Genomic DNA, 10,706 nt, shown 5'->3' on the forward strand with positions numbered 1-10,706 from the left:
GTTGGGGTCACGTAAGTGAAGGCACAAAAAATAGAATAGTCTTACCAAGTACTCACTATCATTTACACCAGTGAGGCCCTGTAGCGCAGTTGGTTAGCGCGCCGCCCTGTCACGGCGGAGGTCGCCGGTTCAAGTCCGGTCAGGGTCGCAAAAGCAAGAGCCCTTTCGCAAGAAAGGGTTTTTGTTTGAGAAGGCGCCGTTTCGGGCTTTCTGGCCCTGTAGCTCAGTTGGTAGAGCGTTCGACTGAAAATCGAAAGGTCACCGGATCGACGCCGGTCGGGGCCACCACAGCCACTCCCTTTGTTTATTGGGGCGTGGCATTTTTTATGCCCTTTTCTGTGACGTGGAGGACATCTCGGATCGCGATCCCGCACTGCGGCCAGGGCGCGGGTGAAGGTGCGGCTGCGAAAATTTCCCTGACGAAGCACTCCCCCCGTCGGGCGCCAGTTGCGCTCATGGTGACGCGAGCGCAGTGGTCGGAGGGTGAGGCGTACAAGCCGACACGAACCACGGCAGATCCAGCGAGACACTGAGCAGCACGCTTTCGTAGCGGTTGACCATCACGTCACCTTCTATTCCCCGCAGGACTTCGGCTGCGGTCGGGGAGGCGTTCAGCACCCGCTCGGCTCACTCATAGAAATGATCCCCCCGCCCACAATCCGATTCACCCCCAGTCGTGGGGTCGGTTATGGGAGTGGCGCGAGGCTCTTCACACCGGGACACGGCCGATGGAGCCGACTGGCGCGTGCTGAATGACGGGCAGACCCGCGGGAAGCCTGTCGATGCACCCTCCCCGGGGAGCCGGTAGCTGACGACCTTCCGATAGTCCTCGCATGGCGCAGCCTAGAGAGCGCTCCCATTATGAGTTACAGTCCTCACAGCAGACCGGTCAGTCGCCACCGCCGGACCCTCAGCGGCACTCGTCGCGCACATCCTCAACGGAGAGGCACCAGCATGATTCCGCTTGACCACCCGCACCCCCGAACCCGTCGCCGGCGCATCGCCGCAAGCGCCACGGGCCTCGCGCTCCTCGCCGGAGCCCTCTCGGCCGTACCGGCGCAGGCCGCTCCCTCGCAGACCGTTGATCCGCTGCATCCGAATTTCGGACCCAACGTGCAGATATTCAGCCCGGCCACCCCGCTCGCCGAGATCCAGAGCACCATGGATACGCTCGCCGATCAGCAGCGCGACGCCGAGATGAGCTCCGCTCGCAAGGCCGTCTACTTCCTTCCCGGCGACTACGGTACGGCCGAGGCACCGCTTCAGTTCGAGGTGGGGTACTACACCGAGGTGGCGGGGCTCGGGGCCTCCCCCGACGACGTCTCGGTCAACGGCTCCATCGAGGTCTACAACCGCTGCCTCGAGAACGGCGGCACGAGCAACTGCATCGCGCTCAACAACTTCTGGCGCACCCTCTCGAACCTCTCCATCCAGGTGAATAAAGCAGGCCAGGACGGATGTCGCCAGAGCGCCAACTTCTGGGCGGTGTCGCAGGCAGTCTCGATGCGCCGCGTGCACGTGACGGGGGCGAACCTGTCACTGATGGACTACTGCACCGCGGGCCCGCAATTCGCGAGCGGCGGTTTCATCGCCGACTCCGATCTACCCGTGACGATCAACGGCTCACAGCAGCAGTGGATCATCCGCAACAGCAAGGTCACCCAGTGGACCAACGGCGTGTGGAACCAGGTGTTCTCCGGCGTCGATGGCGCCCCTGCCGAGACCGGCTTCCCCAACCCGCCCTACACGACGGTCGCCCAGACGCCGGTCAGCCGCGAGAAGCCATACCTCTTCGTCGATGGCGCCGGGCGCTACAACGTGCGCGTTCCTTCGGCACACCTGAACACGAGCGGAACCTCCTGGGCCCAGGATGCCACGGCGGGACGCACACTCCCGATCACCGACTTCTTCATCGCGAAGCCCGGTGACTCGGTGAAAGACATCAACAACGCTCTCGCGACGGGCAAGAACCTCATCCTGACCCCCGGTGTCTATGACATCGACCGCACCATCGAGGTGAAGCGCGCCGACACTGTCGTGCTGGGCATGGGTCAGGCGACTCTCACGTCTGCCGGCGGCGCCGTTCCGATGGAGGTGAAGTACGAGGAGGGCATCGTGATCGCGGGCGTCACCATCGACGCTGGTCCCGCGCTCTCCCCCGCGCTGCTGACGGTGGGCAAGGAGAAGAACGGCAAGAAGCTCGACCCGCGCAACCCGATCACCCTGAGCGACGTGTACTTCCGCGTCGGAGGCCCGCACACCGGAAAGACCACGACCGCGCTCGAGGTCAACGCCAACAATGTGCTGATCGACCACACCTGGGTGTGGCGCGCCGACCACGGCATCGAAGGCTTCACCAACGGAGTGAACGGTGACACCGACCGCTGGCAGACCAACATCGGCACCAACGGCGTGATCGTCAACGGCGACAACGTGACCGCGACCGGCATGTTCGTGGAGCACTTCCAGAAGTTCAACACCGTCTGGAATGGTGAGAACGGCCGCGTCATCCTGTACCAGAACGAGCTGCCCTACGACCCGCCCACGCAGGCCGACTGGACCCAGCCCGACGGAACCCTCGGCTACCCCGGCTACAAGGTGGGCCCGAAGGTAAAGAAGCACCTCCTCGAGGGCGCAGGCGTCTACGTGTTCAACCAGAACAACCCGTCGATCGTCACCGCTAACGGGTTTACCGCACCGAACACCCCCGGCGTCACCCTGCGCCACATCATGACGGTGAACCTCGCCGCCGGCACCATCCAGCACGTCGTGAACGGCGTCGGCGCTCAGGTCGACAGCTCCGCACCCGGAGTGCCGTCCTACGGCGTGCAGTACCCGGCGCCGTAAGGCCTGAAGGACGGATGCCCCGGCTGTGCGTTACGCACGGCCGGGGCATACGCGTTGCGAGGCGGCTGAACGGAGGCGTTCAAACGGATCGCGGCACGAGGTCCGTCTCCACAGTTTCGCTCGGCTGCTCCCTCGCTGCGTCGGGCATGCTCAACGTGTTTTCGTCGCCGGCCGGGATGCGGCCAGCCGGCCGATCCGGCGACGATCACGTCCAAGACGGGCTAGCCCTTGGCTGCCGCCAGTGGATCCATTCGGGATCGCCCGTGCCTGGCCCCGTTGCTTTCTTCGTACCCCTAATCGTGCACAACTCCACTGCCTGTCCTGAACAAACGGGCCACCGCACGCGGCATGACGCAGCCGTCCGGCTATCCCGTGCCGAGGTACCGGAGTTATGCGCCGGCGGCGAGTGAACCCGCCAGGGGGCCCGACGGATCAGAGCTCGGCGAGGGTGGGCGGGTTGGCGCCTTTTCTCGAGACGGTGATCGCCGCACAGGCCGCGGCAAAGGCGCCGAGGCGCTCGAGTTCGCCGCGATCGAAGGCGCTCCCGTCACGGATGGCGGACGGCGTGACCCCGCCGGCGAGCATCCCCGCCACGTGGTGGATGAGCGCGCTCATGAACGAATCCCCCGCACCGATCGTGTCGGCCACCTCCACCGTGACCCCGGGCTCGATGACACGGTCCGACGCTGTCGCCAGAATGGCCCCGTCGCCTCCGCGGGTGATGATCACGAGCGCCGGGCCGAGGTCCAGCAGGCGATCCAACACCTGATCAAGCGGTGTATCGCCATAGAGCCACTCGGCGTCTTCGTCACTGAGCTTGACGATGCCCGCCAGGGTCGCCAGATCCTCGACGACCGGTCGGGTCACCGCTGCCGACTCGAGCAGCGTGGGCCGAATGTTCGGGTCGAAGGTCACGATGGTTTCCGTGCCCGCGGCGGCCAGCAGACGCCGCACATCGGCTGCGCCTGGTGCGAGAAAGGATGCGATCGATCCCGTGTGGAGCACACGAACAGCCGGGAGCGTGTCGACAAAATCAAGGGACCAGCGAATGTCGAACTCGTAGGTGGCCGCCCCCGCGTGGTCGAGAACGGCCTTCGCGGTCGACTGCGGCTCGTCGATCACGGAACCGGGAAAAATCCGAGCACCGGACTCCTCCACATGGCGCGTGATCTCGTCGCCACGGGTATCGGAGCCGATTCGGGTGACCAGCTGCACCTCGTGGCCGAGCCGGGCCAGGCCGATGGCGACGTTCATGGGAGAACCGCCCGCAAATTCGGCGGTACCCCCGTCGGTTTCGACGATATCGGTCAGGGCTTCACCGATGACGATGATTTCGGGTGTGCTGTTCACGGGACTCACTTCGCTGTGTCGTGTTGGTGTGGCAGGTCTGACGGGCTGGGTGGCCGCGCGTTACGCGGACACGCTGATCGGGGTCAGCATGGTGAGGGTGGACCCACCACCTTCGACAAGTTGCGCCAGGGCTCGATTGAAAACGGCCCCGGCCGGCGCCGCGAGGTGGGCTTCAAAAGCGGCCGGGTCGCGGTAGAGCTCATAAACGAAGATCGTGGCAGGATGCGCCTCGACGGAGTGCGCATCAAAGCAGATGTTGCCGGGCTCGGCGCGCACGACGCCCGCGAATTCGTCAATGAGGGCGCTCACCCGCTCGATGTTTCCGGGCGTAGCGGTGAATTCTGCGTACAGGGCAACGGTCATTGGGCGACTCATTTTCGGGTTGAGGCGGTGCGGAGGTCGGCTACGGATTCCCGCAGGACGAGGTTCATGGGCAGCTCGGACGAGCGGGCGTCCGGGGCTGCGGATATCTGGCCAATCAGGTTTTCTACCGCGACCCGGGCCATTTCCTCAATCGGCAGGTTCACGACGGTGATGCTGGGAGTGATGATGGACGCCCACGGCGCATCGTCGAAACCGACGAGCGAGAGATCTCGACCGATCAGGAGCCCTCGCGCTTTGGCCACCTTCAGCACGGCGAGGGACATATTGCCGTTCGAGGCGAGGAGTGCCGTTGGGGCATCGGCCGCGTCGAGAATGCCCTCGACAGCAGCACTGGCCGAGACATCGGCATCGCCGGCGAAGCATACCCACGCCGGATTCACGGCCAGACCCACCGCGGCCATTGCTTCGTAGTAACCCGCGATGCGGTCGTTGATCGACGAGATGAGCCCCGCTGGCTGCTCGGGCGTCTGGCCCTCGATGTTGGCGGTGAAGACCACGAGGCCGATCCTGGTGTGACCGTTCTCGATGAAGTGCGCCACGGCATCCATAGCTCCCTGCCGATTGGCCCCGGTGACGCTCGTCAATCCGAGCGGTGCGAGGGTTCTATCGAGAAGCACGATCGGCCGGCCCTGGAGATTCTTGGGGTTGAGAAAGTCCAGATCGGTGACCGAGCTGGGCACGACGATGAGCCCGTCGACCTGCTTCTCCAGCATGACGCGGATGGCGGTGCGCTCGGCCTCGAGTTCCTCATTGGTGTTCGAGACGAGCACCTGATAGCCGTGCGCGCGGGCCGAGTCGATGACCACACGCATCGCCGTATCGAAGACGCTCAGACCAATTTCGGCGATGACCAGGCCCAGAGTCTGGGTCGTTCCGGCCCGCATCGATCGGGCGATGACGTTCGCCACGTAGCCCAACCGAGCCGCAGCGCCCAGTACCATCGTGCGGGTCTCCGCCTTCACGGTTCCGTAGTCGCCCAGCACGCGAGACGCTGTGGCCCGGGAAACTCCGGCGAGCTGGGCGACGTCATTGATGGTCGCCGGGGCCGAGAGAATAGGCAGCGGGGCGTCGTTACCCAATTGTTTCAATGTGAATATCCTCGTCGTTTGACAGCGTCCTTCAATAGTGTAATCATCATATCCAACATCAGTGAGATCGTTCTCAACGAATTTCTGAGATCGTTCTCAATATGTGGTGTTATGCACCAAAAACCCCCTTCAATCACAATGAAGCGTTGAAGAGGCCGCTCCCCCAAGGATCCGGCCCGCCCGTGCGCTCAAAGGAGAGTTAAACCGAATGAACAGCTTCACTAGGACCGCAGGCGCTGTCGCCGTAGCCGCCACGCTCGTGCTCGGCGCTTCGGCCTGCAGCACCGGCACCACCCCGGCGTCCAGCACGAATGCCGACGGATCCAAGGCACTCACGATCGCGTTCGTCATGGGCGCGGAGGCAGACCCCTTCTTCAAGGCGATGAAGGTTGGCGCCGATGCCGAAATCGCCGCTAAGGGCGACAAGCTCGTCTGGCAGGGTGACCCCTCGGTCTACTCCCCCGCCACCCAGATCCCGATCGTCGACCAGGTTCTGGCCCAGAAGCCCGACTGCCTCGTTCTGATCCCGACCGACCCCGATGCCCTCCAGGCCTCGGTCACGAAGGCTACGGCCGCTGGTATCCCCGTCATCAACGTCGACACCCACGTGACCGACCTGTCAGACGTGGTCTCCTTCATCACGGGCGACAACACGCAGGGCGGCGCCGCTGCTGCGGATGCCATGGCCACGGCCATCGGCTACACGGACGGCAACTCCTACCAGGTCGTTGTCGGCCTCACCTCGGAGACCGCCACCACGAACGTCTCCCGCCTCGAGGGCTTCCAGAAGCAGGTTGCCGACAAATACCCCGGCATCGAGATCGTCGACACGGCGTACAGCCAGTCTCAGGCCGCCACGGCCAACAGCAACGTCAGCAACTGGCTGACCAAGTACCCGGACCTCGCCGGCATCTTCGCCATCGATGGGACCAACGCCACCGGCGCTTCCTCCGCCCTCCAGGCCAAGGGCCTGACCGGCAAGGTTGCTCTCGTTGGCTACGACGCCTACAAGGACAACGTTGACCTGCTGACGAAGGGCGTCTTCACGGCCCTCGTCGCCCAGGACCCGGCCACCGAGGCCAAGCAGGCCATCGACACGTGCCACCAGTACATCGAGAGCGGCAACAGCAAGGATGGCATCACCGCCGCCGTCACTCTGCCGAACATCGTGCTCGACAAGGACACGTCCGCTGCGGACCTGACCAAGTACACCTACGTTCAGTAGTCGGACCCGACCGGCGTCGATCTCAGATCGGCGCCGGTCACCCCGATGTGCTGCACAGTTCCGCCGGGGCCTCGCTGAGCGAAGCCCGGCGGGGAGCATCTTTCCTTGGAGCGAGGTCGCTTCCGAGAACACTAACTACTTCAGAAAAATCAAGCGTCCCAGGACGCGAAGGGCGAATCGTGGCACAACTAGGAATGTTACCGACGGGGCTGACACAAGTCGTCGCTCCGGTCCCACCGCGCAACAGGCGCCTGAAAGATCTCCTGCTGAATCAGCAGACCGTTCTCTTTCTGGTCCTCGTAGCGATGATCGTCGTGTTCACGGTCCTCGACCCGATTTTCTTCTCGGTCGGCGTGTTCGGCAACATCCTGCTCGACTGGGGTCCCATTATCCTGATCGCCATCGCGGAGACGTTCGTCGTCATCTCCGGTGGAATCGACCTGTCGGTCGGCGCGAATCTAGGATTCTCCGGCGTAATCGCCGCCTATGCCATGCAGGCGCTGACCGGCGCGGGCGTCGGTGACACTCTCTCGATCACGCTCGGTATCATCGTCGCTGCCGCCACCGGATCATTCGTGGGCTATATCAACGCCCTCTTGATCAACCGCGCGAGGCTTGTTCCCTTCATCGCCACGCTCGCCACGCTCGGTGCCGCCGGCGGCATGTCGATCGTTCTCACCGGCGGTGCCCCGATCGGCAGCGGCCCGTCCAGCGCTATCGCGCTCAGCGTGCCGTGGCTGGGCCCGCTGTCCTGGCCCGGCATCGTCGTCGTGCTGATCGTGATCATCGCGGGCCTGTACCTGCACAAATCGCGCTTCGGCCGCTATACCTACGCGATCGGCTCGAACTCGTTCGCCGCTCTCGCCGCAGGTATCAACGTCAAGCTGCACCTCACCCGCATCTATGTGCTCTCTGGATTCCTGTCCGGCCTCGCCGGAATGTTCCTCTATATCCGCCTCGGCTCCGGCGCACCGACCTCGGGCACCGGCAACGAGCTGGTCGCCATCGCCGCCGTCGTCATCGGCGGCGTGGCCCTTGCGGGCGGCGTCGGCCGCATGTCGGGCGTCGTCATCGGCAGCCTGATCCTCGCCGTGGTACCCAGCGGTCTGATCATCATCGGTGTACAACCGAACTGGAAGCAGGTCGTCATCGCCTTCCTCATCGCCGCGGCCGTGTCGTTGCAGGCGCTGCGCACCTCATCCCCCCGGAGAAGCAAATGACCACACACGACGCCACCCCCCTGTACGAAGTCCGCAACATCTCCAAGAGCTACGGCAGCGTCGTCGCCCTGGACGGCGTGAGCCTGTCGGTCAGAGCGGGTGAGGTGATCGGACTCGTCGGCGACAACGGTGCCGGCAAGTCAACTCTGGTCAAGGCGCTGTCTGGAGCCCACCAGCCCGACACCGGCGAGATCCTGCTCGACGGCGAAGAACGCCGCTGGAAGAGCCCCCACGATGCCCTCGAAGCCGGGATCGAGACCCTGTACCAGGACTCGAGCCTTGCTCCCGATCTGTCGGTCTCGTCCAACGTGTTCCTCGGTCGCGAGATCGTCAAGCCAGGCATTCTCGGCAAGTTGGGATTCCTCGCCCAGGCGAAGATGGACTCCGAGGCCCACGCCGACCTCGAGCGCGTCGGTATCGCCGTTCCCGCCTCCAACCGTCCGGTTGCCCAGCTCTCGGGCGGCCAGCGCCAGGCGGTCGCCATCGGTCGCGCCGTGTCGTGGGCCCGCAAGGTCATCATCCTCGACGAGCCGACAAACCACCTCGGCGCCCGTCAGGCCAAGGAGGTGCTGCAGGTCATCCGCGCGGCAAAGGCAAAAGGACTCGGGGTGATCTTCATCTCGCACACCCTGCCGCACATCCTCGAGGTCACCGACCGGATCGTCGTCCTGCGCCTCGGCAAGGTGGTCTGCGACGCTCCCACGAGCGATTTCAACGTGGACTCCCTGCTCGGAACAATCACCGGGCTGATTGTCGCGTCACCTACCGAATAGCCCGTCAGCTCGCACGAAACGCGCGCCTCACCCTTCCGGGGTGAGGCGCGCGTTTTTTTGCGTTCATGGATTCCGACGTTCGCGCAGGCGACCGCCCACCGTGAGATTTCCGGCCGGCCGGCCAGCCGGGAACGCTGATCGGGAGCCGTTCTGTCCCCCTAACTGGAAGGAGCGACGGGCGTCATAACCACGGTACCGTCGGAACGTGTCCACCTGAGGGCGACTCAACTCACCGAATTCCCTCAGAAAAACAATGTTTTGGTGGCACATCCACCCGTTGACCTGTGCCACCTAGATGCAGGGAATGAAACCGTGAATCTGTCCGAAAAGGGACGACTCTGTCGTCGTGCCCACGCTTCCGCTCTGATCCAATCAGGCGCCCTGCCGATGGCCTCACGATGAGCGCACCGCTGTCCCCCGAGGACACCTCCACAGTCTCGGCCTCGCGAGCCCACTTGCGAGTGCTGGGACGGACCAGTGTTGCCGGTTTGCCGTCGCCTGCGGCCTCGCCGAAGTCCGGTGCCGCCTGGGCTCGTTCTTATCGGGCACGACTCCTCCTGAGTGACGCGCTGGTCATTGCGACAGCCCTGACGATCGCTCTGTTCGCCCGATTCGGAATCGATGGGGCCTCCACCCCGGTTGGCCCACTGCATACCGACTATTGGGTACTCTCAATCGTGATCGGCGCGACCTGGCTCACCAGCCTCGGCGCGTTGCACACGCGAGATGGCCGTGTCATCGGCATGGGCGCGACCGAATACAAGCGCGTGGTCAACGCGAGCGCCATTACCTTTGGTCTGCTTGCGATCACTTTCCTCATCTTTCAGGTCGACATCGCCCGCAGCTACTTCATTCTGGCGTTCCCGCTCGGAGCGGCCGTGCTGACCGTGGAACGCTGGGCCTGGCGCAAGTGGTTGAGCACGCAACGCACATTCGGCCATTACCTCTCCCGCGTGCTCGTCGTGGGACAGCGAGCCGACGTGGAATATGTCATCACCCAAATCAGCGAGAAGTCGGCCGTCGCGTACTACGTCGTGGGCGCGGCCCTGGACGATGCGGATGACGTCATCCGCGCCTCGGGGATCGATGCGGGAGACCATATCGTGCCGATCGTGGCGGGCTTCGACCGGGTGGCCGATACGGTCGGACGATTAGGCGTCGACACGGTCATCGTGGCCGGGCAGCCCCGCGGCGGGGCGCAGTACATCCGCAGCCTCGGCTGGGAGTTGGAGAACACCGCCGCCGAACTTGTGCTCTCCAGCCGTTTGACCGATGTGGCCGGCCCGCGGATCCATTTTCGTCCGGTTGACGGCTTGCCCCTCATCCACGTGGAGATCCCTCGTTTTGACGGCCTGAAACACGGCCTGAAACGCGGGCTTGACGTGGCCGCATCCGCCTTCGCCCTCGTTCTGCTCTCTCCCGGGCTCCTTCTCGTGGCCGGGCTGATCCGTTTGGACAGCCCCGGGCCGATACTGTTCCGGCAAGAACGCTGCGGGCGCGGTGGGCAAACGTTTCGCATGATCAAGTTTCGCTCCATGGTCCCCAACGCCGAAGACAAGCTCGACGGGCTCCTCGACCAAAACGACGCCGCCGGAACACTCTTCAAGATTCGCAATGATCCGCGCATCACGCGCATTGGCGGCTTCCTTCGCAAGCACTCGATCGACGAGCTTCCGCAGTTGTGGAACATCCTGATGGGCGACATGAGCATCGTCGGACCACGCCCATCCTTGCCACGAGAGGTGCAGCAGTATGAAACACACGTGCATCGCCGGCTGTACATCAAACCGGGTCTCACCGGTATGTGGCAGGTCAGCGG

At 64.2% G+C, this 10,706-nt stretch carries 8 protein-coding genes and 2 tRNA genes; 7 read left to right on the top strand and 3 right to left on the bottom strand.

Annotation, left to right across the window (positions count from 1 at the left end):
• The first annotated feature begins 74 nt into the window (after positions 1-74).
• The 3 genes from JF66_RS05725 to JF66_RS05735 all read left to right on the top strand — a co-directional run bounded on the left by JF66_RS05725 (position 75) and on the right by JF66_RS05735 (position 2,847).
• Positions 75-148, top strand: a tRNA-Asp gene (locus tag JF66_RS05725).
• Positions 149-212: 64 nt separating this feature from the next.
• Positions 213-288 (top strand) — tRNA-Phe (locus JF66_RS05730).
• Between the two features lie 666 nt (positions 289-954).
• Positions 955-2,847, top strand: a complete 1,893-nt coding sequence (locus JF66_RS05735) for a glycosyl hydrolase family 28-related protein (protein WP_035876220.1) — start codon at positions 955-957, stop codon at positions 2,845-2,847.
• Positions 2,848-3,279: 432 nt separating this feature from the next.
• Here JF66_RS05735 and JF66_RS05740 read toward each other — a convergent pair whose 3' ends face one another.
• From JF66_RS05740 to JF66_RS05750, 3 genes are read right to left on the bottom strand one after another with little or no spacing between them, the layout of a single operon-like run.
• The gene (locus tag JF66_RS05740) at positions 3,280-4,197 is read right to left on the bottom strand and encodes a carbohydrate kinase (protein ID WP_231556310.1); all 918 of its coding nucleotides are present in this window, start codon (positions 4,195-4,197) and stop codon (positions 3,280-3,282) included.
• Between the two features lie 60 nt (positions 4,198-4,257).
• Positions 4,258-4,560 (bottom strand): putative quinol monooxygenase, encoded by a 303-nt coding sequence (locus JF66_RS05745; protein WP_035876222.1) that lies wholly within the window; start codon positions 4,558-4,560, stop codon positions 4,258-4,260.
• A gap of 8 nt (positions 4,561-4,568) precedes the next feature.
• The gene (locus tag JF66_RS05750) at positions 4,569-5,669 is read right to left on the bottom strand and encodes a LacI family DNA-binding transcriptional regulator (protein ID WP_081882178.1); all 1,101 of its coding nucleotides are present in this window, start codon (positions 5,667-5,669) and stop codon (positions 4,569-4,571) included.
• 208 nt (positions 5,670-5,877) lie between these two features.
• Here JF66_RS05750 and JF66_RS05755 point away from each other — a divergent pair, with 208 nt between their 5' ends.
• From JF66_RS05755 to JF66_RS05770, 4 genes are all read left to right on the top strand, one after another.
• Positions 5,878-6,894 carry a substrate-binding domain-containing protein gene (locus JF66_RS05755; protein WP_035876224.1) on the top strand — a complete coding sequence of 339 codons (1,017 nt, stop codon included), beginning with the start codon at positions 5,878-5,880 and terminating at the stop codon, positions 6,892-6,894.
• Positions 6,895-7,073: 179 nt separating this feature from the next.
• Positions 7,074-8,114 carry an ABC transporter permease gene (locus JF66_RS05760; RefSeq protein ID WP_156109667.1) on the top strand — a complete coding sequence of 347 codons (1,041 nt, stop codon included), beginning with the start codon at positions 7,074-7,076 and terminating at the stop codon, positions 8,112-8,114.
• A complete protein-coding gene (locus tag JF66_RS05765; protein WP_035876226.1) occupies positions 8,111-8,887 on the top strand; it encodes an ATP-binding cassette domain-containing protein in 777 nt (258 codons plus the stop codon). Before JF66_RS05760 ends, JF66_RS05765 begins: the two co-directional genes overlap by 4 nt.
• A gap of 398 nt (positions 8,888-9,285) precedes the next feature.
• A partial coding sequence (locus tag JF66_RS05770) for a sugar transferase (RefSeq protein WP_035876227.1) occupies positions 9,286-10,706 on the top strand: 1,421 nt, incomplete at its 3' end.

The sequence above is a fragment of the Cryobacterium sp. MLB-32 genome (assembly GCF_000738085.1).
GTDB lineage: Bacteria > Actinomycetota > Actinomycetes > Actinomycetales > Microbacteriaceae > Cryobacterium.